This window comes from Paenibacillus sp. FW507-14B1B (assembly GCF_058781425.1).
The window spans coordinates 504,319-530,292 of record NZ_JBYSWS010000003.1 but is presented as its reverse complement, the minus strand read 5'-3'; the positions used below and the strand labels follow the sequence as shown (position 1 = coordinate 530,292).

Here is a 25,974-nt window from a genome sequence, read left to right as displayed (position 1 = left end):
TAACAGATGATATCGGTTGTGTTTGAGAGATTTTTGAGAGATGTCTCTGATATTTTTATATTAGAAATTTTTAGAAGTTACTAACTTACAGAATAGGTGGAACAAATGAAGAAAAAATGGATTTCAATGATCGTGGCATTCGTGTTCATTGTTGCGAATACTTCAATGGCATATGCACTATCACCGGTAGCAGAGGTCTACTACAATGTGGGAACAAGTTCATATGACTCTAGTGATTTTGAGAGTCAATTAAATGAAGCGGTTAAAGCTAAACTGATTGCCGCAGGCGTAAATCCTAAGTATGTGTCTATTATGGATGCGAGTGCAGACCCAGCAACCGTAACGGATACGACGTATGTACATTCCGGTTACGACAGTTGGTATATGGGATATAACAAACCGCTTGTTGAGACGGCGGATTATAATCATGTTCAGATCACTAACAATGGAAAAACATTAACCTTTTATGGTTATACCGCACCTGCTTATAAGGATTTCATGCTGACAAGTGGAAGCCCTGAGGGTAAGAAGATCATCACCTTCGACATGGATGAGTCCAAAGTGGACTATCACAGTATGGAAGGCGGAGGTTTCCTATTCAATACGAAGGTTGATGTTGACGGGAAACTAAGCGGTTATGCCATTTTATATGTGCAAGGTGCCGTGAAAGTTTATAAGCTGGCTGGGATAGATCAAAAGCTGCTGCACGATGAGACTGGAAGTCTCTTGAGTGAGATGAATGGCGTCTCAGAAATCGGTCATTATACCAAAGGCTCATCGACGAACCACAGCATTAAAATTGTTGCCACCAGTACGAAGGTGAGCATGTGGGATAATGGTGAATCCATTATTAATGGATTGACCCTTGATGCGGAGTACGGGGATGAGTTTGGTCCAATCGTTAGCCATGTAAGTCATGGCTGCGGTATCATCTCGATTTTTGCATTTGATAATATGAAATTGTATTCGACGTCCCCAAAAACGCTGGATGTGGCTGTAGACAATATCCTTTGGGAACCAAATGCACCCCTGCGTTATGTTGTAAATATTAACGATGACCCTAGCGTCAATCTGGACGGAGGAACGAACCAGTCTACTCTAACGGGTTCATTCAATAACAATGGCGCGCAGTATGTGGGCGTAACAGATGCCACTTATACAGAAACGGATCAAGCTTTTATTGACAGCCTTGTTCATGGTGGATTGCATGTCGACGCTGGTCCAACTGGCACAGATATCATTGATGCCATTGCTGATCGGATCGTTAATCAGATTACTACGAATTATAAAGATGCTATCTTGGCAATCGAAACAGCTGAGAATAAGACAGATGTGAAGTTTAATGGTGGAGATTCGAAAGGTGCAGTGCAGAACAATCTCACACTGGAACAAGACGAGGGTGTTACAACAGTCTGGTCCTCTGACCAGCCATCGATCATCGCACCTGACGGAACCGTGACTAGACCAGTTATTGCTCAATCAGGAACATACGTAACATTAACAGCGACCATGACAAAAGACGGACTTACAAGCGAGAAAACATTCACGGTCTATGTGAAGGCAGCAGATCCGGCTCCATTAAATACGCTGTCGGCTACAGCAGGAAATGGACAAGTAACCTTGAAATTCCCTGCTCTAACAGGAGCAACAAGCATTGTTGTAGAGCAATCTACAGATGGTGAGACATTTACGCCGGTAAGTTCACTTGAGGAGCTGGATGCTTCTTCAACGAGTGCAACCATAACGGAATTAACGAACGGTACAACGTATTATTTCCGATTGAATGTCGGATCTGGATTTTTTACAGGTGTGTCTAATGTTATTGAAATTGCACCTTCACAATCTTTGACTACGTTGTCGGCTACAGCAGGAAATGGACAAGTGACCTTGAAATTCCCTGCTCTAACAGGGGCAACAAGCGTTGTTGTAGAGCAGTCTACAGATGGTCAGACCTTTACACCTGTAAGCCCAGTTGAGAAGCTAGATGCTTCTTCAACGAGTGCAACCATAACGGGATTAACGAACGGTACAACTTATTATTTCCGTCTTCAAGTTGAGTCAGGTCCGAATGCAGGCGTATCCAATGAGATTACGATCAAACCTACGGCACCGCCAGTAACTGTACCTTCAACCCCTGAGACTTCTGCTCCTGGACCTTCTGTTCCAGTAGTTCAGCAGCCTACCATGAAGACGGAAGTTATCGTATCCGATTCAGCGAATGGTGGTAAAGTCGTTCAGGATCCCATCACCAAATTAATCGGAGACAACTTGAAAGTATCCGGTAAAATTAAATCGGCAACGGGTCAAGAACTTAATTTGCCGAGTGTGCTTATGAGTAAAGATGGAAGCTTTGCGCTTCCGAAAGTAGCACCAGGATCTTATATTCTGTCTTTGAATGTAACTGCACCTAATGGAGAGAAGCTGGCTGGTCCTGCTGGCAAGCTCATTGTCGATAGTAACGGAAATGCTAAGCTATCTATTGATCTGGTCGATCCATATGGAACGATTCTTGATGAGGTAACAGGCGAGCCCGTTTCAGGCGTCGATATGAAATTGTACTGGGCAGATACGGAACTGAACCGTTCCAAAGGAAGAGTCTCAGGCACAGTGGTCAAACTGCCAGAATTGCCAGATTTCTCGCCTAATAAAAACCATAACCCGCAAATCAGCACAGACAGCGGTCAATACGGCTGGATGGTATACCCGGATGGAGATTACTACTTCCTAGGTGAGAAGAATGGATACACCATGTTTGATAGCCGTAAAGATAAGCGTGAAGAACGCTTTGGGCATGACAGCTATATTAAAGGTGGCCTCATCCATGTTGGTGAGACTATCGTAAAATTCAACTTCTCCATGCAACCGAAAGTAAAAGCAGCAGGTGCGCATAAACCATACATGGTAGGCTATCCTGATGGTACATTTAAGACAGATCGTGGCATTGTCCGGTCTGAGGTTGCTGCGATCTTGTCTCGTTTGTACACACCGTCAGCGAGTGCGAAGAAAGTATCTTACTCCGATGTAAATGCTAAACACTGGGCAGCTAATGCAATCACGAAAGCGACTAATAATAAATGGATGGTTGGTTTCGGTAATAACACATTTAAGCCGAACAAGCAGATTACTCGAGCTGAATTCGTCCAAATTCTCACGAATTTGTATTCATGGGATGCAGCTCAGGAAAGTTCCTATACAGATGTAACGGGACACTGGGCTGAGAAAGCTATTGCTACGGCTGAGAAGCAAGGAATCTTGTTCGATTATACGGAGAAGACATTCCACCCGAATCAGCCGATTACAAGATTAGAAGTGGTTCGAATCTTTAATCAGCTGCTTGATCGCAAACCGTGGGATATTAAGCTAGCGCAGAAGTGGACGGATGTTCCGGAGACGCATAACAATTATACGGACATTATGGAAGCTTCAATTCCACATCCATTTGAGCTGTTTGAGACTGGAATTGAGAATTGGAAGTAGAATTGATTTCATGAACAAACTAGTTCAGCAACAAATTTAATAAACATCTATATTATTAAATTGAGCTCAGCCATATGTAAGTTGGCTGAGCTCTTTGCTGTTCCTTTACTTCCGTTATCAACTTGACAGATACATCTGAAATAATGAAGATAGAGGCAGGGGAACCGATTGTCCCGGACTTGCATGAACAGAACAGTCTACTAGGGGAAGGATGAGTATCAATTGAATGAAGCCTATTGGTTAATGAATGTCCGCTTGGAGAGCGGATATCGATATGAAGCAGGTCTAGTTACAGAGACCATGACGGAGCAATGCCATGTCTTAATTGAAAACGGTTACATATCTAGGGTTGTCCCATACACTACAGCGATGACTGACAATCTGCCGAAGAAGGACGCGGCAAACCTGCTGGCGCTGCCTTCATTTATTGAAAAGCACTGCCATCTGGATAAGACACTGCTCGGCGATTCGTGGAGAGCAGTACGACCTGCCTCAAGTATATTTGAACGATTCGAGATCGAGAAAAATGTGCTTCCAACTTTATCGACAACGCTACAAGAGCGGGCTGAATCGTTGCTAGGCCAGCTGCTGCAAGCAGGTTCCACCCACATTCGTACGCATGTCGATATCTATCCGGAGGTGGGACTAAAACATCTGGAAGCCATTCAAGAGGCACTAGCCACTTACGATGGTAAATTGTCGCACGAGATCGTAGCGTTTCCGCAGCATGGTCTGCTCCGTACCAACAGTGCGAATTTGGTCAGAGAAGCACTTCGCCATGGAGCCGGATTAGTCGGGGGCGTTGATCCGGGGACTGTAGATGGCGACATGGAAAGATCTTTGCAGCAGATGATGGATATTGCGGTCGAAGCGAACGCTTCTGTAGATTTGCACCTACATGATGGGGGGCATCTGGGCCTTGCGACCATCAGACGGCTTGCAGCGCTCACGGAAGAAGCGGGCTGGCAGGGAAGGGTGTCGGTGAGTCATGCTTTCGCTCTAGGAGATATGGCTGGACCGGAAGCGGATGAAATCACGCAGATGCTTGCTGAACTTGGAATCACGATTATTACGAGTGTGCCTATTGGCAGGGCCATCCCTCCGGTTAACTTCCTTCATGAGAGAAATGTACCTGTAGCCGTGGGGTGCGATAATATTTTTGATTCGTGGTCTCCTTTCGGAAACGGAGATATATTGGAGCGTGCGGGCCGTTTGGCAGAGCGCTTCGGAAGAAGCACGGAATTGGCATTGGCTGAAACTTTAGGGTTTATTACAGGTGGGGTTACCCCGCTGAACTCAGAAGGAGAGCAGGTGTGGCCAAAAGTAGGAGACGAAGCGAGCATGGTGCTCGTTGAAGCAAGCTGCTCTGCGGAAGCGGTGGCGAGAAGAGCGAAGCGCCAAGCTGTGATGTATCAAGGCAGCATCGTTTCAGGTACACTGGGTTGATGAAGTGAGAGGGTGTGCCTATGAAAGCAGCGATTATTAAGAAATATGGTAAACCAGAAGTGCTACATATTGATGAAGTGAATGAGGTTTATCCTGATCGGAACGAAGTGAAGATTCAAGTGCGGGCAAGCTCAGTGAATCCGGTTGATTTCAAAACCAGATCGGGAAGCATATTCTTTATGTCAGGTTTTAAGTTTCCAAAGGTGCTTGGGTCAGATTTCTCTGGGGTCATCACCGAGTGCGGCGCAGGAGTCAAAGATTATGTTCCTGGGGATGAGGTATTTGGATTTACCAATGCTGTCACAGAGGGAGGGGCATATGGTCAGTTTCTATGCGTCAACACCTCGATTATTGCGAAAAAACCAGCGAACTTAAATTTCCTTGAAGCAGGGGCTATTCCGCTTGCGGCCTCGACCGCTTATCAAGGTCTCTACAATGAAGGTGGAATGGCTTCGGGGATGCGAGTCTGCATAACGGGTGCCACCGGCGGAGTGGGTCATCTTGCTGGGCAGATTGCCAAGGCTGCGAACTGCCATGTTACAGGAATCTGCCATTCTCGTAATAAGGAGCTTGCTCACCAGTTTGGATGCGATGAAGTGCTTCCTTATGACCAGATTCAGTTGGAGAAGATGAACCAGCAGTTTGATCTTATTTTTGATGCCGTGGGCAAATATAATTATTTCACCTTTAGGCATTTACTGAACAGGGGCGGTACCTATGTATCAACCGTACCCTCATTTTCCACTGTGTTCAAGCCACTCCTATCTTCCATATCGAAATCTAAAAAGGCGTGTCACTTTTGGGCAAAATCCAAAACGGCGGATTTAACCGCGCTCTCTTGTCTATCAGAGCAAGGTGTATTAACACCATTCATAGAGAGTGTTTATACTATAGAAGAAATTGCAAAGGCGCATGCGCTAAGTGAGACTCAGAAGGTCAGAGGGAAGATTAGTATTGAGGTTGATTTCTAAAATGACAGAATAACCCGTAGGCAGAGACTGCACTAGAAGTTTCTTGCATACGGGTTATTTTTATATAAGGTGTAATAGTATGTCAGCGTAAATTCAAAACTTAATCGTCCTCGGGTATACGCTCAATCGCGGTAAAAAACACATCCAAAAGCTCTTTATCAAACGTACCTCTTATGTATTCTCTAATCAGGTCTAATTCTTCCTTGTTATCGTACTCCAGGCATGCTCGTCCCTCGCACCATAACACTCTGCATTGATATTGCTGCGCTACTTGCTCAATCACATAATCCTGCTCTACACATTCACGGATAGCTCCGGTCAATTCTCTCACATCCTATGATCTAGTGTCATTTCCGGCTACAAGCGTTGTTATCTTTATTATTCAAATTTAAAATATATTTTCGACGACATTTGTCACATATGATATTTTTAAAATTCGTTGTAACGTTTATCATCATTTACGGATATATAACTTGAGGAGGTGAACAGATGCAGGACACCGAGGAATTATACAGGGAATATTCAACCCAAGTTTATAAATTCGTATTTAGTCTTTGTCATCATCATTTGTTGGCAGAAGAGATCACCCAAGAAACCTTCTATAGAGCGATAAAATCGATACATAGATACGATGGAACCTGTAAAGTATACGTCTGGCTCTGTCAGATTGCGAAGCATGTCTGGTACCAAGAGCTGGACAAGCAGAAGAAACGACCCTCTGACACATTGGAAGATCCTTCTCTAACGGATTCGTATACGACTGAATCACAATTTATTTTGGCTCAGGACAAAATGGAGTTATTCAAACAGCTTCATCTACTTGATCCGAATACAAAAGAAGTATTGTACCTGCGTTTGACCGGAGAGTTTACCTTTCGAGAGATCGGAGAAATTCTCGGAAGGGATGAAACGTGGGCGAGAGTTACTTTTTACCGAGGAAAACAAAAATTGATGAAAGGAAGATTATCATGAAATGCGATATGATTCGGGATCTATTACCCTCCTATATTGAGCAGCTTACCTCGCCATATAGTAATGAAGAAATTGAGAAGCATCTGGATTCCTGCGAAGCCTGCCGCCAGTTTCATAAAGAGATGAGCGATGATACGGGTTTTGGTATGCCTGTAATTGATCAAGGAGAGGCAGAAACCGTAAATTACTTGAAAAAAGTGAAAAAAGTGAACAAGAGGAAGCTTGTTCTCTCGATCTCTGCGGTGCTGATACTGGCTGCAGCTACGATTTGGCTATTTGCTATTGGGACAGGAGTCTCGTCTAAAGATGTAGACATTGCGTATAAGAAGACAGGTAGTCGTCTGGAGGTTCAATTAGCTTTGGGGAACGGCAAGGATCTGCTGGTCTCAGGAAAGAGCAAGTTTATTTACGATGAGAATGACAATGTCATTGGTTCTGAATTGAGATACATCCCTAAAGGGGTGCTTCATAACCCGCTTGATAATGTCGGTAACGAGTTTACGTTGGGGACGGAAATCCATAACGAATTGGATTATACACAAACTTTGATTATCGAATTTAAAGACAAAGAGATGACATTTATTAATGGTGAGTTGGTAGAATGAAGAGTGTTAGCATAGCTATCATTTGAAGTTTACAGATCTGAAATGGTTGATCTACAGATATATGTTATATTAGGCCAAGTGACTATGTTTTAACGAATATAATATATATTTTGGAGAGAAGAGAGCTTGAATAAGATGATCATCGGCATGGTGTCCGCAATTGTAATGTTGTTCGTAATCCTTATCGCAGCAAGTTTTTATTTCTATAACGTAGCTATTGCTAGGGCCTCGAAAGACTTTTTGAGTGAAAGCCCGGATCTACAGACTAACCCTGAGATTCAAGAGATGCAGGATAGTATTAGTGCAGATAAGGAATGGTGGGAGAATCAGAATTTCGACCGCTGGCATATAGATTCGGATGACGGAATTGCTCTGCAAGCATACTACTTGGCTGCGCCCACGCCTTCTGATCGAACGGTTATTATCGCTCATGGATATGCTGGTAATGCTACTCAAATGAATGCATACGCTCGAATGTATTATGAGAGACTCGGATATCATATTTTGCTGCCAGATGCTAGAGGGCATGGTGAGAGTGGTGGAGATTATATTGGTTTTGGCTGGCCTGAGCGTAAGGATTATATGAAGTGGATTGAACGTGTGCTAGAAGTGAACGGAGAGGATACGCAAATTGTTCTCCATGGTGTCTCGATGGGGGGAGCGACGGTGATGATGACAAGTGGTGAGGCCATACCTTCCAATGTCAAAGCCATTGTTGAAGATTGTGGTTATACCTCGGTGAGAGATGAACTGAAGTTCCAACTAACTCGGATGTATCATTTACCTGCATTCCCGATTCTAGATACAACCAGCTTGTTAACCAAGATTCGAGCAGGCTACTTCTTCGGGGAGGCTTCTTCTCTTGAACAGATCAAGAAATCGAAGACGCCGACCTTGTTTATCCACGGAGATATGGATACATTTGTACCGACAGAGATGGTCCAGACCTTGTATGAGAATAGTCCGGTTGAGAAAGAGCTTTACGTTGTGCATAATGCGGGACATGGAGAGGCTTACCGAATGGACTCAGAGGAATATGAGCGGATCGTGTCTAATTTTATCGGAAGATTTGTGAAGTAGATGCTAAATATAATAACCATGACAGCGCATGCCGAAATTTGAATGGCATGCGCTGTTTAGGTTTGTTTGGAATTTGGAATTCGTATAATGATTAGGACGCATAACGTTTGGCTTGGGTATCTAAAAAGAGCACCAGCGATGGTGCCCTTAGGCTTTCTAGGGTTCTAATGATAATTGCCAGATTCATTTTCGCTGAATTTGCCATTGCTATCATGCTGTGCTTGCTTCCGGCGGTCATTACGAGCCTGTTGCTTCTGCTGAGCATCGAGGCTGTTGACAGGTGTTTCTTCTAATGCTTCCACCGTGTTGATCAGGTTCTTATCTGGTTGATTTGTACTCAAGTGGGTTGGCCTCCTTGGATGTTACTTGGTTATGAATGTATTATGTGTTGTTAGGGACAATATATGTAATGAATTAATGTGAATTTCGTTTACCATTTTATACATAGCCTAAAAGAGTATCTATATAACTTCATATGTGCTATAATCAATATATCGAAAGCGATCACCTAACGAATTCACATAGCGTAGAGGGTTATTCTTGAGACGACAATAACCTTGTACCATATGTGAATTTTTATTTTTTTAGAGATTTTGTAAGAGATTTTTTTGGGATAAGAATGGCATGTAATTTAAAATTAGGTGGTAATTATATTATGCAAACAGGTACAGTGAAATGGTTTAACGCAGACAAAGGCTTTGGTTTTATCGAGGTTGAAGGCGGAGAGGACGTATTCGTACATTTTAGCGCAATCGCTGGTGACGGATTCAAGTCTCTGGATGAAGGACAACGTGTAGAATTTAACGTGGTTCAAGGCAACCGTGGCCCACAAGCCGAGAATGTTGTAAAACTCTAGAGTTGAGAAATGATCCCCAAACGTATCGTTTGGGGGTTTTTTTATAGAAAGGTGGCGGATATTTATGCAGGTGTTTGAGGACTGGAATTTAAAGGTGAAGAAAACATTTAACGCTACAAGTAACAAGGAAGTATTGACGGTGTCTGAAGCGGGGAGTTTGCTTGGTCTGTCTAAAGACCAAATGAAAAGCTACGTAGATCAGCATAAGTTGACTAAAGTTCCGATCATGAGAAGTGTTCACAGGTACCTTTTGCTGAAGAGTGAAATTGATAAAATACTGAAGAAGATCTAATATAACGTTCATAAATAGGATAGATCCATTGCAAAAACCCGCTCAAATGAGCGGGTTTTTATTCTTGAATGGCATCAAGCACCATGGCAGTTAGTTGATCAACAGTATGCTCATTTACTGGCCGCTGAAGTTCGTACATATCAATATGGCTTGCTAAGCGGGCTGTTATGTCAAAATGCCATTTTGTTAACCCACTATCGTGGAGGAGGGATTTACGGTAGGTATGGCGATATAGAAGGGGGAGCCGTTCTAACTTCTGAATCGCTCGAATCTGAGGCTGACCACAGTCAGTCTTGATGAGTTCAAATATACCGGCTAGCGGGAGGGTGTCGGAGGAGAAGTGGGATTCTACAGGAATTGCGAATTTGGTCTCGCGTTCGAACAGTGGACGGAATTGATTCGAATCCATACCAAAGGTATCGAGACTTTCCTGCCAAAGCTTCTGTTGTGGGTAAGCGGGTGTTACATAGGGAATATTCTGATCATCCAGTGTTACGGCAATAACGTCATCCGTTAATAGCTGATAACCTTGTTGCAGAAAAGACGAAGCGAGTGTCGATTTACCGTGTCCGGAGTGACCAACGAATGCGTATGCTTTTCCGTTAATGACAATTGCGCTGCCGTGCAGAGGTAAGATTTTTCGCTGCATCAAAATAGCGCCCATACATGTTCCAAGCACATATAAGCGAATTTTATCTTCCTCGGCATCCTTGTCAGGGGAAATCGAAATGGTCGTTCCATTTTCTACGGCAAAAATAGCTAGATCGGGAATCCTAAACATCACCATATTCTCAGTGCATACGAATGTTTTCGATTCAATCGAGAGCTCTGGCCATCTGTTATTCAAATCGGCGTAGCAAATCACGATATCGGCGTTATGATCAGGGTTCCCTAGTTGCTGTACCTCTGGTAAGGCGATAGCGCTATGTATATAATGCCCAAAGGCCGTATATAGGTTTTTGTTAAGAGTCTGAGTCACGGTCCTCACTCCAATGCTCGAATTACGTTATAAAAAAAAGGATAGCCCGTATACCCAATAAGGCGTATAGGGGCCGTGGTTACTTAGGAGATAATAGCTTTTAAGGCTTAGCTGTAGTTTGTGATTTCGTCCGGATCTGGTTGAACTGCATCTGGAATTGCTGTACCAGGACCAGCCATCGTCATGTTAACATCAAGAACTTCCAAAGTGGGAACATTCCATTCTTTTTTCATATGTATATTTCACCTCCTTTCAAAAGTTTCTCTGTAGAAATCGGTATAGGATTAAGCTGCGCATTAACAGCTTAATGGGCGGTTGATAGGCTTGCTCAGGCTTCAAGCCAAGGCGTGCTTCTGCTAGAGCGTCGTGAATGACAGACATATTTACAATTTGCTTCATTCGAGAATCGTTGCTCATATCATCAAGTTCATTAATAAAGTCAGGCCAGTCATTTAGCAATCGGTGTATAGAGTCAGCTGCTTGTATCCCTCTTGTTCGTTGATTAAGCCTTATAGGATCAGGAAGAAAGCCTTCTGTAGAACGCCTAATTAAGGCTCGATCTATACCATCTTGAACGAATTCCTTCATAGGGGTCGAAAGGCAGAAGCGGATAACTCGCAGATCATTAGTCGGATCATGACTCCACACCGAGTAACGAAGAGAGAGCTTGCAACCACTTGTTCCAGTGATACTCCATATGTTTATTCGATTAAAATGCTGTCTTCTTGCCTCTAACGGATCTTTTGGTACATCCACAGTAGAGCCGATTCCAATGAATTTTGGGTCACTAAGTTTATCAAATATGCCGGTTCGTTTAGCAAAATCCGTATGGATTACTTGCGGAATATCTGAAAAAGTAGGGGGAGGCTTTAATCGATCAATTACGGGAAAAACTTTACGGCCAACCATGGAATAGATTGATTTACGACCGAGTCCCATGTTCCTACCATATTGCCGAACTTCCCTTGTTAAGCGAAATAGGTTGAGTTTCTTCATGAGTTTAGCGTAATAGTCGATAGCGGAACCCCAAGAAATGCTGTAATTTCCTCTGGCTCCATTAAGGAGAATGCCGATTCCACGTTGCTGAGCTTGTTCATAAATCCCCCGCAACCAGAAGGTATTATCAAAGAACTTATAAGGTGACTCCATGATATCGAGCCAATCATCGATTTCTGAGAAAGAGCTTCGTCCATTGAAGCTCAAATAATTTTCATGTATATTTCCGACATACTTAACGGTCTGCTGGATGAGCGGCCTTTCGTCTGCAAGTCTGCGCTTGGGTGTCCAATCCACAAATCCATCCTCTGGCACATAGCTGAACGTATGAAGTGCGCGGTTATCTTTCTGCAGAGCTTTTGCAGCGAAGCTGGCAACAGAACCTGAGTCCAACCCCCCGCTAAGATGTGCCCCTACATTCAGATTCGTCCGTCGGATTCTTGAGGTGACGGCTGTTTGGAATACTTCTTGAAATGCCTCCACATAATCTTGCGATGATGCAAGCTTTAAAGGAACAACATCTGAAAGGCTATGGTATCTGGCTATGGATACTCGATCATTCTTAATGGATATGGTATGAGATGGCGGAAGCTGCTCAATATGTTTATAAATTGAAGTTGCCACATCTGGTGGTTCGAAGACACCAGTGATCGCAAGAAATTCAGCTAGCCATAGCTCGTTAAGCTCTTTATGTATATACGGTAAGGATAATAAAGGGTTAATGACTGTACAGAAGGAGAATAGCTCCTTATTACGGTGATAGTAGAACGTTCGAGCACCAGAGAAATCTCTTGCCCCAAAAAGGGTCTGATTACGTTCATCCCAGATCACGAAGGCAAAGTCTCCAACAAGCCTTTCCGGCATTTGTTCAGCCCAGCGATCATAAGCCAGTAGGAGAATTTCACTGTCTGTCATATCGGAGCGTAGGTTTCTAGGAACCTGCAGCTGCTCCATTAGTTCTTCTCTGTTGTCGATAATGGCATCTGCTGTAATGGCTAGACCCCGGACCGGATCATAAGAAGGTAATATCTCCAGAGTAGATTGTTCAGTAATCCACTGGGCATGACAGCCTAGCATTATGCGGTCTTTGTTCCAAGTCCCACTCTGATGAGATGGATGCTTCCTCAAAGACTCCATTACAAGTCGGCCATGCTCCATGTTGACCGGTTCTCCATTAAAACGATATATACCGGCAATTGCACTCATTTGATTCCTCCGTTGTGGCAGCGACAGTAAATTTGGTCATTGATACATTTTGTATCATGAGTGTATTATATATCATGTATACGAATTGTATCAATGGTTTTTTGTAATATTATTAATAATTATTGAAATGTCATATTTTTTTACTGAATAATACCAAACAAAAAATATATGCAAGAAGTACTCCGAGGGAATCAGTAGCTATATCATAGATCCTTCCACCCCGAAAGAAGAAAAGCTGAAGAATTTCTGTAAGTGCGGCATAAAAGATTGTTATATAAAATGCAGATTTATATCTACCGTAGTCAGATGAAATAAGAGCGAGGATAAAGAAACCAATAAGATGGCCAATTTTTCTTAAAATCCATTCGTGACTTGACCACTGGAAATCAAGCTTTAGAAGTTCTGACCAATCAGGGGTTGGGTTAAATTTGAAGTTAATGATGTGATACTTGATCAAGAGGTGGAAGTTCAAAGAGCAAGTGAATATGAACAGTGCGAGGGCCCAAATGACAGTAAGAAAAATTCGCATGTAAAAACTCCTTTTTGAGAGCGCTTCTATTATATAGATATTTATTAAAGATAGAAGCAAATAAAGCACAGATACAAAAAGTATCTTATTAGTAGTTAGTATAGTATATCAATTTCGAAAAGTTTCAAGGTCTAAGATTTTATAATTGGGTGAAGGATATGAATTCATCTGGGCAGATTCATCAATCATTTTAAGAATAGATACACTACTATATCAGAAGGAGGCGATGAGTATGGCCAAACAATCAAAATACATGAAAATGAATAAATGGTCATCTACGGATGCTATGCTTCCGCAAGATGTAAGCGTTAATTTTGACATGATTGATGAAGAATTGAAAGACCGTGGAATTAACGTTAAATGGTTTGGAGCTATTGGAGATGGTAAGACAGATGACACTGCAGCTTTCCAAGCAGCAATGGCAATGTGCGATAAGCGATATAAGATGTTTATTCCCGCTGGTGATTATCGAATTAGACAAACTATTGAGAATAACAGCCGTGGAATCTATGGGATTGGACCTTATGTGGACAGTGGACAGATGGGATCGAGGATCATATGGGATCCCCTCGATACTTCTACAGATTTGCTCCCATGTATAAGAATTAGAAACTCTGGTGTAAAATCTGTTTTTGAGGACTTCAGTGTTGTTGGAATTACTCAGTACAGTTCAAGGAACTTATTGAAGTGGGTTAATAAAGATCTATTTGAACAAAGCTTGTACGAGATGTTTGAAGTAGGTGCAGCAGCAATAGAAATTGCAGGATCAGCAACACCGATATTTAGAAACATTACTACTTCTGGAGTGAAAGTTGGGCAATTGCTTAATAGCACCAATGGACATATATCTTCCTATGATTGCTCTTGGAACGGGTTGGTTGGAGTATATTGCCGTATCAACTCCGGAGATTATTTCTATCAAGGTGGAGGTATATCGGGATCTTTTAGCGGAGTCCTGTTAGGTACGATACTAACAGCAGGACATCGAGGAGGATTTAATGCATTTATGGATAGAGTTCACCTTGGTTTTGCTCCATATGCCATTTACCAATGTATTGATAGTGGGCTTAACGATTATAACAATGCGCCTTCTGTTGTAGGGTTAAGTGGTATCTACATGAATACTTTATTTGAACAATGCGGAGAAGCAGCAATAAAATTACTGACGAAATCTTTAACTTCAAATTTAAGAATATTCGGCTTTGGATTCTCCTGGTCTGTGATAACTTTCTCTGGTAATTCTTCGAGTTGGGAATATTCCCTACCTGATGATTTAAAAAAACCTCATGAGAAACAGCAGTATGCGGCTTGGTTTGGAACAATTACTGCTCCGACTGTATTTAATGAGGATCTCGGAATGTTAAAAAAATCAACTGCTCAGGGTGCGATGGGTTCGGCATATATCGATACTTTAACTGGTGATAAAGAATCTGATTTGTCTGGATTGGGGTTCATGGATACGGTAATTCGTCGGAAATTAACTCCTCTATACAGAAACGTAGATTTACAAGCTCGCATGCAGGAAAGAGAACATCGTACGCTAATGCCCGTTTCCGCACCCAATTTGCTTAGAAATCCAGAGGTGCTTTCCAATTGGACAGTGACGAATGGATCAATTAGTTTTGTAACAGTCGATCAAGTGCCTACGCCTATTAGTATCGAGATGAAACAGATTATTGGGAATAAACCCGTCATTATGAAGGTAGTTCCAACTGGAGGTAATTCACCGAGCGTTAGAATAAAGTTTAACGCGCAGACTTTACCGTACCAAGGAGATGCTAATCGGAATTTAGCTATGCAATATTTTATTTTAGAAACTGCATTTGAGAGCTCAAATATTTATAAGTCTATCGGACGTATTGCAGCCCAAAATGCTGAGTATATCTTCAATGACGCTTTAACCTGGAAAGATAAAGGTTGGAAACATCTACGAGGAAGGGAGTTGGCTAGTAAAACAGGCTTACTTTACGAATTCAGCATAGGCGCCTTGCCAAAATTAGGTGAAATCTATATTGCCGGAGTGATGGTGACGTGGGATCATGTAGGTTCATACTCACCTTATCCGCATAGTTATTTGGCTGATTCTTTGGAAATTGGCGGAACAGGAAATGGAATCATTCTCACGGACTCTATTACAGGTATTAGATATAGATTATCCGTTGAAAATGGGGATTTAAAACTGGATTCCTCTAATTCATAAAATATATTTTGCTGTTATTAAGAATCAATCTCGTTGCTAGCTATCTAGTCAACGGGATTGATTCTTTTTTTGATGTATGAGGACAAATAGTTACAAGAAAAAACCATTTAATGTAAACGTTTTTATGACACGGGTTAGATACAAATTGTCACAATGGTTGATATTTTACACAATATAACCTTGACATGATACATATTGTATCGTAAATTATGGGATATAAATTATACATACTGTATCGTAAATGTACGGGCAGCGAATTTCACGTGGACATTAAATTTTTTTATATATCTTACTTTCAGAAATTAAGCGGGAGGTTACACGTTAATGGAACTTAAACAATATTTTAGAGTCTTGCTAAAAAAATGGTGGTTAATCGCAACAATCGTAATTATTGCGATTGCAGCAACAGGAGTTAAAAGTTTTTATTTTACAACACCGATCTATGCTGCTAACGCGAAGCTAATCGTTAATCAGTCTTCGGGTGAAGGCGGGGCAGGCCTAAATGCAAGCACAATCCAGACAAGTATTTTTCTTATAAATTCTTATAAAGAGATTATTAAATCGTCCGCGATTATGAATAAAGTTGTCGAGGAATATCCGAATTTGGGGGAAAACGCTTGGAAATTATCTGCCAAAATATCCGTTACATCGGCAAATAATTCACAAGTTATGAACCTGATTTATCAGGACACTTCGTATACTAAAGCCGCAGAAGTCGTAAACGCTGTTTCCACGGTGTTTAAAGAACAAATTCCTCACATTATGAATGTTGATAATATTACGATCTTAAGTGAGGCAGACATATCAGCATCTCCCGCGCCAATTAATTTCAATCCGGTTATGAACTTATTAATTAGCTTCGCTGTCTCGCTTATGTTAGCAATCGGACTTGTATTTCTGCTGGACTATCTGGATGACACATTGAAATCAGAATCGGATATCATCGAGGTTTTGGACGTTCCGGTTCTTGCCGTCGTAGGCAAAATGAGCAAAGCAGATTTAAAGAAGTCCGCGAGAATGAAGGCAGCACAAAAATCAAAAGTAGGTGAAAGTCAATATGCGACGATCAATCAATGATAGCAGCCTAATTGTATCCATGAATCCCAAATCACCTATTTCAGAGGTGTATCGTCTGCTACGAACTAAAATTCATTTTTCTTCTAAAGATCAGGAATTGAAGACCCTTATGATTACATCGACGCAGGTCGGAGAAGGGAAAACCACAACAATTAGTAACTTAGCTGTTACTTACGCACAGGAAGGTAAAAAAGTGCTGCTTATTGATGCAGATATGCGTAAGCCTTCGCTTCACCGGGTATTCTCTCAATCAAATCACCATGGTTTAAGCACACTGTTAACAGGTCAGACGAACGTACAAGATTCAGTTCATGAAACGATCGTCGATCAATTATGGCTAATTCCTTCCGGACCGATACCTGCAAATCCATCCGAACTGATGGATTCAGTAGTAATGAGAGGGTTACTAGAACAACTTAAGCAGGAATATGATGTGATACTAATTGATACACCCTCGGTGCTATCTGTATCCGATAGTGTCATCCTTAGTTCATTATGTGATGGAGTTGTGATGATTGTTGCTGCAGGCAAAGTTCGGAAGGAACATTTGAAGAAAGCGAAAGAGCAATTGGACCATGCAAATGCACGAATGCTAGGCATTGTGATTAATAAAGAAGCGAGATAATCCTTTGAAGTACGAAACCGCATATCGCAGATTAATTGCTAACAGTTAGCAGAAGCAAAGGTAATGTCTACTGCACCTCTTTCACTGTAGACACTCGGTCACGCTGTGGGTTCTATGGACCTTAGACATTATTGTCAAGGGTGTGATGTGAGGATGGGTTAAATGCCCTATTTAGAAAATTTAGCTATGTTTTTTTCAGGGGGAAGAGCGCATAGCTAGATTTTTCTATACACTGGCAAACATTCCAGGTAAAGGTATCAAGAATATAATAGAGATGGGTAGTGAATGAAAGATGAAGAAAGTGAAAAAGGCAATTATTCCTGCTGCGGGTTTAGGGACGCGCTTCTTACCCGCCACGAAAGCAATGCCGAAAGAAATGCTTCCAATCGTAGATAAGCCCACCATTCAATACATTGTAGAAGAAGCGGTGGCATCAGGGATTGAAGACATTATCATTGTGACGGGTAAAGGCAAACGCTCGATTGAGGATCATTTCGACCATGCTTTTGAACTGGAAAATAATCTGTTCAGCAAGGGTAAATTTAATTTGCTTGATGAAGTAAGACGTTCCTCGAATGTAGACATTCATTACATACGACAGAAGGAAGCTAAGGGACTTGGTCATGCCGTTTGGTGTGCTCGCAACTTTATTGGGGATGAGCCATTTGCCGTGCTCCTTGGAGATGACATCGTACAATCCCAGACACCATGCACACGGCAGTTGGCGGAACAGTTTGAGCGGTTGCAGAAATCTGTAATCGGTGTTCAGACTGTCCCCTTTGATCAAACCCAACGTTATGGAATCGTAGCTCCTCTTGAAAGATTCGATCGTTTATATGAAGTAGATTATTTTGTAGAGAAGCCACAAGCAGGTCAGGCCCCATCACGATTGGCAATTATGGGGAGATACATATTAACACCAGATATATTTGATTTTCTTGAAAATCAGGAGGAAGGTGCCGGTGGGGAGATTCAGTTGACTGATGCGATTCAAAAACTAAATGTGAGTCAGGGGGTTTATGCTTACGATTTTGAAGGTGTTCGCTATGACGTAGGTGAGAAGCTCGGCTTTATCATGACTACGCTAGATTTTGCATTGCAAAACAGTGAACTTCGGAAACCGTTGTTGCAAGGCATGGAAGCCATTCTCGAACGAGAATATCTTAGTAAAATAAATCGCTAATGAGGTGAAGGTAAGTGTCTCCCACTCCGCAACGAAACGATATAGAAGTTGTACTCGAGGGGAACTCGATTTACACCAATTACATTCAAGAAAAGGGTAAGCCCAGAGTTCTGTACCTTATGGTCAAAAGGATTATGGATTTCATCTGCGCATTTATCGGCCTAGTGGTATTAACTCCCCTTTTTATTATTATCGGTATATTAATTAAGCTGGAGGACCCACGAGGGTCTATTTTTTTTTATCAAACACGTGTAGGTAAGGATGAAAAACCTTTTCGAATGTATAAGTTCCGTTCTATGGTATCAAATGCTGAAGAGCTTCTTGATGATCTTCTTGAAAAGAATGAGATTAGTGGCGCCATGTTCAAGATGAAGGAAGACCCTCGTATTACAAGGGTTGGTAAATTCATCCGTAAGACCAGTATTGATGAGCTACCACAGTTATGGAATGTAATTCGTGGAAATATGTCATTGGTAGGACCTAGGCCAGCCTTGCCAAGAGAAGTCAATCAATACACCAGTTATGACAAACTAAGACTGGTAGTTACTCCTGGGTGTACTGGATTATGGCAGGTAAGTGGACGTAATAATATGGGTTTCCATGAGATGCTTGAATTAGATTTAGAGTATATTGAGCGCAGAAGTTTATGGCTTGATGTAAAAGTATTGTTTAGAACGGTGAAGATTATTGTGTTTCCGAATTCAGCCTATTGAATATGGAGTGTTAAAGAATGGAAATGACTATATGTGTAATCGTTCCGACGTACAACAGGGTCGAAGTACTCTTGAACTGTATACAAGGAATCGAAAGACAAACAAGATATCCTGATGAAATCATAGTCGTTGTTAGAAAAACGGATGAGAATACATTGAATCAGTTATCTGCGATTTCTATTAAGAACTTGAAGATTGTTCTTATAGAACAGACGGGTGTTATAGCTGCTTTGAATTTTGGGATTGAGAAAAGTGTAGGTTCTATTGTGGTTCTAACGGATGATGATACAGTTCCTCATAAGAACTGGCTTGAAAGAATTGAGAAATATTATCTAACGGAACCGTGTGTAGGTGGGGTTGGAGGGAGGGATATTGTTCATTCCCAAGGAAAACCGATCCCAGCCGCAAAGGAAAAGGTTGGGATTATTAAACCGTATGGTCGGATCATTGGTAATCATCACATAGGAACAGGTAATGCTCGTGAAGTGGATATCCTAAAAGGAGCCAATATGAGCTTTCGGAAAGATGCACTTATCGGATTGAAATTTGATGAAAAGTTAAAAGGTACTGGTGCTCAAGTATATAACGAAATGGAAATAAGCCTTTCTGTTAAGAAGAAGGGTTGGAAACTAATATATGACCCACAATTGTGTGTGGATCATTTTCCCGCAGAAAGATTTGATGAGGATCGAAGGAATAGTTTTAATGAGATAGCTTTTTTTAACATGGCCCATAATGAAACATATTCTATTCTGAAACATTTCAAATCATTTAATAGAATCTTATATTTAACCTGGGCAGTCATTGTAGGAAGTAAATCATCCCCTGGTCTTGTTCAATTCATAAGAATACTTCCTAGTCAAAAAAATATAGCTTTGAGAAAGGTGATATTGGCACTTAAAGGTAGATGGGGTGGCTGGAAAACGTGGAGAGGTTCACTGAAAAAGGCATTTTTGGAACCCGTTTCAGATTAACATTTCATGGACTGCTCAAACTGTTCGGAATAATTGCGCTTGGGATTAGTATAGGAGTTGTTGGATCAATCGATTCACTTCATACGAAACTTTTAGAATTTACGCTACTTTTACTAAGTTTGTTTATTTCAATGCATATTTACATCTATAGATCGAAGCTATTACTCCCATATACATTGCTGATATGGGTAGTGAGTCCAGAGATAAGACGTATCGTTGATTGGACCATTCAGTCATATACTGAGACTTCAATTATCTCACTTATACCTTATTGTGTAAGTTTGACATTGCTACTACCCATTGTCAAAAACATTAAGTTGATTGATCGTAGAGTCAGCATGATTCTGAAAATTCTTGCAGTTGCTTTGATTTACGGATTTTGTATCGGTTTTTTTAAGTACCGGTTCTCTTCTGTCTATGATCTTTTGAATTATATCGTTCCATTTCTTGCTTTTGTTTATGTAAGTGTTAGTAACTTCGATAGTGATGTCCGTGATAAGTGGTTAAAATCATTTTCATTTCTTGCTGTAATAGTTGCTTCATATGGAATATACCAATACTTATTTCTTCCACCTTGGGATAAATTTTGGATGATAAGTTCTGAAATGAATTCTATAGGGCTCCCAGAACCGCAGAAGTTCCGAGTCTTTTCTTTATTAAATTCTCCTGGTCCAGCGGGGGTGTTCCTCGGTTTAGCATTAGCTATCATGACGGTTCAGAAAAGATGGAGATCGTTTGGGATTTTTGGGATGATGATTGTAGCATTTGCACTGCTTCTTACTTTGGTTCGCGTCGGATGGATAGCTTATGTGGTCATGGTTGCAGCATACTTCATTAGATCTCACTTAAAAAGCAAAATGAACTTATTAGCCCTTGCTGTTCTTATATTTTTGGCATATACATTTATCCTTCCTATTTTACCAGGCGCCAACAATGTTACTGCTCGTATTGAAACCCTCGGATCTTTAGAAGAAGATCATTCTTTTAATGAAAGGTTGAATTTTTCTAGTAATATCATATCCCAGCTATTCTCTAATCCTGTAGGTAGGGGGTTGGGGAGCTCAGGTCTCGGTGCAAAACTGACTAATAATACAGATACCTTGGTAGCATTTGATAACGGTTATCTAAACATATTGTATACATTTGGACTGCCCCTAGGATTAGGTGTAATTGCCACTTTGATATATTTATTTTTTTACCTTTTTAAATTAAGCAAAAATGAGAAAATGTACTCTCCCATATCGCTTGCTGCAATTAGTGCGGTCCTATTTCTTCTATTCGCAAGTAATGTTCTCCTTGGATTAAGTGGATATATTTTAATGTTTGTTATTTCCATAGCATTTTTACCAAAATCCTCAAATAGAGAGGAGATTACAGAGTGTTAATTGTTTTTTTAGGTGATTCTATCGCAGAGGGACTGGGAGTAACAAGGTCTAAAACGAGCTATGCGAACTTGCTACAGATGAAACTTAGAAATTCTTATTCACAAGGGGTTCAGATTATTAATTTTGGAGCCAGTGCAATGCAGATCAATGAATCAAGGAAAAAATATGAAAAAAAGATCTTGGATTTAGAGCCTGATATTATCGTTCTTGCACACGGAAATACTGAATCGATCGTAAGAGAGCGAAAAAAGTATCTTAAGTTTCTACCAAAGAGATGGAGAAAGGCAGGATGGATGGATCCAAGACCTTATTATTCATCGAGAATAAGTAGGAGATGGCTGGAGAAGATAGAATCTGGTCTGAGGTGGAGAGTTAAAGTCACGCTTATTCATCTATTTGGTGGGGAGCCATGGATGAGCTTAACAGAGTTTAGACAACAAACAACAGATTTTGTAATGGCAAATCTTAATCATAATACAAAAACCAATATTATCCTTTTAACTCCTGGTGATATAGAGGCAAAATATTTCCCTAAATCGCCTGAATCAATGAGGGAGTATGGACGGGTCTTAACAGAAATTTATGATTGTACAAAATCTAGTAATAGAGTGTTCTTATGTGACTCACAAAAATGTTTGCATCGATGGAGTGATTACTTCTATGATCGATTTCATCCGAATGAGGCTGGTCATGATAAAATTGCACAAGCCCTTTTGAAAACAATCATAGAAAATTCACTTTTGAATAATAACAAAGCAATGAAAGAGGCAAGCTTATGAAAATCTGCTTCGTTACACATGTCGTAAGAAAAGGTGACGGACAAGGAAGAGTGAATTACGAAGTTATTATAGAAGCATTGAAACAAGGACATGAAATTGTGGTTATATCATCAGAATTATCTGAGGAACTCCAAAATCATGATCAAGTTGAATGGATTAAGATCAAATTGAGTAAAATCCCGACGGCTTTATTACGATATCAATTTTTTGCTTTGTTTTCAGCTCTCTGGATATGGACACATAAGAAAAAGATAGATCTTACCATCGTTAACGGATTTATTACTTATGCCCGCTCTGATATTAATTGTATTCATTTTGTTCACAGTTCATGGGTTAAATCAAAGTACCATCCTTTTTATGAACAAAAAAACATGAGAAGCAGGTATCAGTTTGTATATAACTGTGTGAATGCTTTCTTAGAACGTTATGCATTAAAATCAACGAAACAAATTATTGCTGTTTCTGAACAGGTTAAACAGGAGTTAGTACAGGACGGAAAGATAGAATCCCAGCGAATATCAGTTATTACCAATGGAGTCGATCTAGCCGAATTCTATCCGCGATCACTTAATCGATTGGATTTTAATCTTAACCCCAACATAACTTATGCATTGTTTGCTGGAGATTTAAAATCTTCTAGAAAGAATTTAGACACAGTTCTTGCAGCCATGGCTAAGGTAGAGGATATTAATCTTCTAGTACTGGGTTCTGCTGAGAAGAGTAAGTATCCAAATTTAGCTAATGAATTAGGGATTAGGGATCGGGTTCATTTTCTAGGATACAGAACAGATATTGCAGAAATCATGTCACTAGCTGATATGTTTATTTTCCCTTCAAGATATGAACCATTTTCACTTGTTGTATTGGAGGCAATGGCTACAGGATTACCTGTTATTACGAGTAGTAAATGTGGTGTTGTTGAACTTTTATCGGGAGATACTGCAGTTGTTATTGAAGATCCTGATGACACTTTAACTTTAATAAAGGCACTTCATGAACTTGTATCCGATAAAGAAATATTGAAGAAGATGGCGTTAAGCGCCAGAGAAGATGCTCTTAAAAATTCGTGGGGAAATATGTCCGCTAAATATTTAAGAGTAATTAATTATATTTGTAATGCAAGTCTAACTACCCGTGAAGCAGATATGAAGGGGTAAATACATATGGCATTAATAAATCTGAGTACGCGAGGTAGGAAATTAGGAAGTTTAGGAAACGTGGTACAAATATTTGCTTCAAATATATTTATTCTCGGATTAAATGTATTAACAGGAATTATCATAGCTAGGTTTTTAGGACCAGATGGACGTGGAGAACAGGCGGCAATGATTATGTGGCCTAGTTTCCTAGCATATTCATTGACTTTAGGAATTCCAGCATCGTTAGTTTATTTTATGAAGAAAAAAAATGGGGATCAGGGTTCGTTATATATCACAGCAATGTATTTGAGCCTTATACTCGGTTGTGTTGCGATTGCAGTAGGTACTATGTTTATACCATATTGGTTAAAGGGATATTCTCAGGAAGTTATTAACTTTGCAACATGGGCATTGATCATGTCACCAATAGCAATGCTGGGTACGATAAATACAGCTGCTCTTCAGTCTAGAGAAGAATACCATCTATTTAACTTTATCAGATATATCCCTGTACTCAGCACGTTAGTTCTTCTTTGTGTGCTTGTCATTACAGGAAACGTAACTCCGTTCTATACAGCTGCAGCTTATCTTCTACCTATAATCCCAGTAGCATTATGGATTACTATAAGATTAGTCTCAGAGTATAAAATAAAACAACAAAGAAAGATTGAATCCGGAAAAAAATTGCTGAGTTATGGAATTAGATCCTACGGTACAGATGTAGCTGGTACATTCTCTGGATATATCGATCAAATCTTAGTTGTAGGATTGTTGTCTCCAGCTAGTTTGGGTTTATATGTGGTTTCTCTGAATCTGGCTAAAATGTTAAACACAATTCAAGGGGCAATCACCTTAGTATTGTTTCCTAAAGCATCAGGGCTGCAAGAAACGGAGGCCCTAAAACTGACCTTCAAAGTATATAGAATTAGCACAGTTGTAACGATTATTGTTGGTACTGGAATTTTTGTAGTTGCTCCTTATCTGCTGATACTTTTATACGGGCAATCATTTGTTGAGGCAGTCTCAGTGTTTAGGATTTTGATCTTCCAAACAGCTGTAACCAGTATTTCATGGATCCTTTCCCAAGGCTTTATGTCGATCGGTAAGCCAGGGACTGTAACGATTATGCGATTAATAACACTTGGACTTAATATTGTTCTGTTAAATTTATTGATCCCTCTCTTAGGAATAGAAGGTGCAGCTATATCGTTGCTGATAACATCAGTTGTTGAGTTGTTGGTGGTTTTTGTTATATATACGACCCGGCATCATGTTAAAATCAAGGACTGGGTCCTTTCAAAGGATGATATCGTATGGTTGCTAAAACGAATACGTAACCAATTGCGTAGTAAACAATCTGTGTAGTGAAAGAGGATATTTGATACATGAATGAGGTGAGCGCATGAATATTCTCCATATAGCCAATCATGTTAAGCAGTCTGGTAATGGAATCGTCAACGTTATGATTGACTTAGCTTGCGAGCAAGCTAAGTTGGGCCATAAAGTAGCGGTGGCATCTGAAGGCGGACAATATGCAGAATTGCTGCAGAAGAATAACATTCAACATTTTAAATTAGATCAGACCAGAAAGCCGGCACAGATGTTGCAGGCTTTTTTTAATTTGCGGAAGTTGGTTAGACAATTTAAGCCTGATATTATCCATGCACACATGATGACGGGTGCACTATTATCTTACATTTCAAGAGGGTTTCATAAATATAAGATTGTGACCCACGTTCACAATGAGTTTCAAAAAAGTGCAGATTTAATGAAAGTCGGCGATTCAGTAATCGCGGTAAGCCAGGCAGTGGCTACGGCGATGCTAAATCGTGGTGTACAAGAACAGAAACTTCACATCGTTTTGAACGGAACTGTTGGAAGTTCTCGAAAGGAAACTCCCAAAGATATTTTGCTCAACGGATTGTCCATTGTAACTGTAGCCGGTCTTTATGAACGTAAAGGCATTAATGATTTGCTTGAAGCTTTCGAAATTGTTTCCGCTGAATATCCTGATGCCAATTTGTATCTTTTAGGCGATGGCCCGGACAGATCTAAGTTTGAATTGAAAGCTAATCAATCTATGGGTAGAAATAATATTCATTTCTTAGGATATCAATCTAATCCGCATAATTATATGAGGGCTGCAGATATTTTCGTGTTACCTTCGCATAAAGAATCGTTTGGTTTAGTACTAATCGAGGCGAGGGAAGCCGGCTGTGCGATCGTTGCAACAAATGTGGATGGAATTCCAGAAGCTCTTGATTTTGGCAAGTCAGGGTTATTAGTACCTCCAAAGTCACCGGAAAAGTTAGCGGAGGCAATGATTACGATGATTCAAGACTCTGAATTGAGAGACCAATTTCGGAATCGAGCTATGGAGGGGTTGGAATATTATTCAGTAGAAAGAGTCGCGAAAGATACGCTGAAGATATATGAGCGATTACTAATTAGTTAAAAATTATATTGAATATTGAGGAGAAGAGAAATAAT

General features: G+C 40.6%; 25 protein-coding genes. 19 read left to right on the top strand and 6 right to left on the bottom strand.

What is annotated here, in order from left to right:
* Positions 1 to 105: 105 nt before the first annotated feature.
* From AC3WJJ_RS18055 to AC3WJJ_RS18045, 3 genes are all read left to right on the top strand, one after another.
* The gene (locus tag AC3WJJ_RS18055) at positions 106 to 3,477 is read left to right on the top strand and encodes an S-layer homology domain-containing protein (RefSeq protein WP_492542837.1); all 3,372 of its coding nucleotides are present in this window, start codon (positions 106 to 108) and stop codon (positions 3,475 to 3,477) included.
* Between the two features lie 222 nt (positions 3,478 to 3,699).
* Entirely contained in the window at positions 3,700 to 4,923 is a 1,224-nt protein-coding gene (locus AC3WJJ_RS18050) for an amidohydrolase (protein ID WP_492542835.1), read from the top strand.
* Between the two features lie 20 nt (positions 4,924 to 4,943).
* Positions 4,944 to 5,894, top strand: coding sequence for an NAD(P)-dependent alcohol dehydrogenase (locus tag AC3WJJ_RS18045; RefSeq protein WP_492542833.1), 951 nt, complete (start codon positions 4,944 to 4,946; stop codon positions 5,892 to 5,894).
* 100 nt (positions 5,895 to 5,994) lie between these two features.
* On the opposite strand, the gene AC3WJJ_RS18040 is transcribed toward AC3WJJ_RS18045, so the two are convergent.
* Positions 5,995 to 6,216 carry a hypothetical protein gene (locus tag AC3WJJ_RS18040; protein WP_492542831.1) on the bottom strand — a complete coding sequence of 74 codons (222 nt, stop codon included), beginning with the start codon at positions 6,214 to 6,216 and terminating at the stop codon, positions 5,995 to 5,997.
* Between the two features lie 167 nt (positions 6,217 to 6,383).
* Here AC3WJJ_RS18040 and AC3WJJ_RS18035 point away from each other — a divergent pair, with 167 nt between their 5' ends.
* The 3 genes from AC3WJJ_RS18035 to AC3WJJ_RS18025 all read left to right on the top strand — a co-directional run bounded on the left by AC3WJJ_RS18035 (position 6,384) and on the right by AC3WJJ_RS18025 (position 8,551).
* Positions 6,384 to 6,866: an RNA polymerase sigma factor gene (locus AC3WJJ_RS18035; protein ID WP_492542829.1), complete on the top strand. Its 483-nt coding sequence runs from the start codon at positions 6,384 to 6,386 to the stop codon at positions 6,864 to 6,866.
* Positions 6,863 to 7,471, top strand: coding sequence for a zf-HC2 domain-containing protein (locus AC3WJJ_RS18030; RefSeq protein WP_492542827.1), 609 nt, complete (start codon positions 6,863 to 6,865; stop codon positions 7,469 to 7,471). The genes AC3WJJ_RS18035 and AC3WJJ_RS18030 overlap by 4 nt, the downstream gene beginning before the upstream one ends.
* Before the next feature lie 135 nt (positions 7,472 to 7,606).
* Complete coding sequence (locus AC3WJJ_RS18025; RefSeq protein ID WP_492543093.1) at positions 7,607 to 8,551, top strand: alpha/beta hydrolase; 945 nt, start codon at positions 7,607 to 7,609, stop codon at positions 8,549 to 8,551.
* Positions 8,552 to 8,715: 164 nt separating this feature from the next.
* Here the strand turns inward: AC3WJJ_RS18025 and AC3WJJ_RS18020 are convergent, their stop codons facing one another.
* Positions 8,716 to 8,892 (bottom strand): hypothetical protein, encoded by a 177-nt coding sequence (locus tag AC3WJJ_RS18020; protein WP_422659312.1) that lies wholly within the window; start codon positions 8,890 to 8,892, stop codon positions 8,716 to 8,718.
* A gap of 314 nt (positions 8,893 to 9,206) precedes the next feature.
* Here AC3WJJ_RS18020 and AC3WJJ_RS18015 point away from each other — a divergent pair, with 314 nt between their 5' ends.
* Both AC3WJJ_RS18015 and AC3WJJ_RS18010 read left to right on the top strand, forming a co-directional pair.
* Entirely contained in the window at positions 9,207 to 9,407 is a 201-nt protein-coding gene (locus tag AC3WJJ_RS18015) for a cold-shock protein (protein WP_422659314.1), read from the top strand.
* 64 nt (positions 9,408 to 9,471) lie between these two features.
* Positions 9,472 to 9,699 carry a DNA-binding protein gene (locus AC3WJJ_RS18010; RefSeq protein ID WP_422659315.1) on the top strand — a complete coding sequence of 76 codons (228 nt, stop codon included), beginning with the start codon at positions 9,472 to 9,474 and terminating at the stop codon, positions 9,697 to 9,699.
* Between the two features lie 58 nt (positions 9,700 to 9,757).
* Here AC3WJJ_RS18010 and AC3WJJ_RS18005 read toward each other — a convergent pair whose 3' ends face one another.
* The 4 genes from AC3WJJ_RS18005 to AC3WJJ_RS17990 all read right to left on the bottom strand — a co-directional run bounded on the left by AC3WJJ_RS18005 (position 9,758) and on the right by AC3WJJ_RS17990 (position 13,409).
* A complete protein-coding gene (locus AC3WJJ_RS18005; RefSeq protein WP_492542824.1) occupies positions 9,758 to 10,678 on the bottom strand; it encodes a phosphoenolpyruvate carboxykinase (ATP) in 921 nt (306 codons plus the stop codon).
* 107 nt (positions 10,679 to 10,785) lie between these two features.
* Positions 10,786 to 10,911, bottom strand: a complete 126-nt coding sequence (locus tag AC3WJJ_RS18000) for a paeninodin family lasso peptide (protein WP_492542822.1) — start codon at positions 10,909 to 10,911, stop codon at positions 10,786 to 10,788.
* Between the two features lie 19 nt (positions 10,912 to 10,930).
* A complete protein-coding gene (locus AC3WJJ_RS17995) occupies positions 10,931 to 12,880 on the bottom strand; it encodes an asparagine synthase-related protein (protein ID WP_492542820.1) in 1,950 nt (649 codons plus the stop codon).
* A 130-nt stretch (positions 12,881 to 13,010) separates the two neighbouring features.
* Positions 13,011 to 13,409 (bottom strand): VanZ family protein, encoded by a 399-nt coding sequence (locus AC3WJJ_RS17990; RefSeq protein ID WP_492542818.1) that lies wholly within the window; start codon positions 13,407 to 13,409, stop codon positions 13,011 to 13,013.
* 232 nt (positions 13,410 to 13,641) lie between these two features.
* On the opposite strand from AC3WJJ_RS17990, the gene AC3WJJ_RS17985 reads away from it, so the two are divergent.
* The 11 genes from AC3WJJ_RS17985 (at position 13,642) to AC3WJJ_RS17935 (ending at position 25,939) form a co-directional block, all read left to right on the top strand.
* Positions 13,642 to 15,609: a glycosyl hydrolase family 28-related protein gene (locus AC3WJJ_RS17985; protein WP_492542816.1), complete on the top strand. Its 1,968-nt coding sequence runs from the start codon at positions 13,642 to 13,644 to the stop codon at positions 15,607 to 15,609.
* 324 nt (positions 15,610 to 15,933) lie between these two features.
* Complete coding sequence (locus AC3WJJ_RS17980) at positions 15,934 to 16,686, top strand: YveK family protein (protein ID WP_492542815.1); 753 nt, start codon at positions 15,934 to 15,936, stop codon at positions 16,684 to 16,686.
* On the top strand, positions 16,667 to 17,311 hold the full coding sequence (locus AC3WJJ_RS17975) for a CpsD/CapB family tyrosine-protein kinase (RefSeq protein ID WP_492542814.1): 645 nt from the start codon (positions 16,667 to 16,669) through the stop codon (positions 17,309 to 17,311). The genes AC3WJJ_RS17980 and AC3WJJ_RS17975 overlap by 20 nt, the downstream gene beginning before the upstream one ends.
* 292 nt (positions 17,312 to 17,603) lie before the next feature.
* Entirely contained in the window at positions 17,604 to 18,494 is an 891-nt protein-coding gene (gene galU / locus AC3WJJ_RS17970; RefSeq protein WP_492542812.1) for a UTP--glucose-1-phosphate uridylyltransferase GalU, read from the top strand.
* Positions 18,495 to 18,508: 14 nt separating this feature from the next.
* A complete protein-coding gene (locus tag AC3WJJ_RS17965; protein ID WP_492542810.1) occupies positions 18,509 to 19,207 on the top strand; it encodes a sugar transferase in 699 nt (232 codons plus the stop codon).
* Between the two features lie 17 nt (positions 19,208 to 19,224).
* On the top strand, positions 19,225 to 20,181 hold the full coding sequence (locus tag AC3WJJ_RS17960) for a glycosyltransferase family 2 protein (protein ID WP_492542808.1): 957 nt from the start codon (positions 19,225 to 19,227) through the stop codon (positions 20,179 to 20,181).
* A gap of 338 nt (positions 20,182 to 20,519) precedes the next feature.
* Positions 20,520 to 21,566, top strand: a complete 1,047-nt coding sequence (locus AC3WJJ_RS17955; RefSeq protein ID WP_492542806.1) for an O-antigen ligase family protein — start codon at positions 20,520 to 20,522, stop codon at positions 21,564 to 21,566.
* Positions 21,560 to 22,345, top strand: a complete 786-nt coding sequence (locus AC3WJJ_RS17950) for an SGNH/GDSL hydrolase family protein (protein ID WP_492542804.1) — start codon at positions 21,560 to 21,562, stop codon at positions 22,343 to 22,345. Before AC3WJJ_RS17955 ends, AC3WJJ_RS17950 begins: the two co-directional genes overlap by 7 nt.
* Entirely contained in the window at positions 22,342 to 23,502 is a 1,161-nt protein-coding gene (locus AC3WJJ_RS17945) for a glycosyltransferase family 4 protein (protein WP_492542803.1), read from the top strand. Before AC3WJJ_RS17950 ends, AC3WJJ_RS17945 begins: the two co-directional genes overlap by 4 nt.
* A 6-nt stretch (positions 23,503 to 23,508) precedes the next feature.
* A complete protein-coding gene (locus AC3WJJ_RS17940) occupies positions 23,509 to 24,849 on the top strand; it encodes a lipopolysaccharide biosynthesis protein (RefSeq protein WP_492542801.1) in 1,341 nt (446 codons plus the stop codon).
* A gap of 37 nt (positions 24,850 to 24,886) precedes the next feature.
* Positions 24,887 to 25,939 carry a glycosyltransferase family 4 protein gene (locus AC3WJJ_RS17935; protein ID WP_492542800.1) on the top strand — a complete coding sequence of 351 codons (1,053 nt, stop codon included), beginning with the start codon at positions 24,887 to 24,889 and terminating at the stop codon, positions 25,937 to 25,939.
* The last annotated feature ends 35 nt before the right edge of the window (positions 25,940 to 25,974 follow it).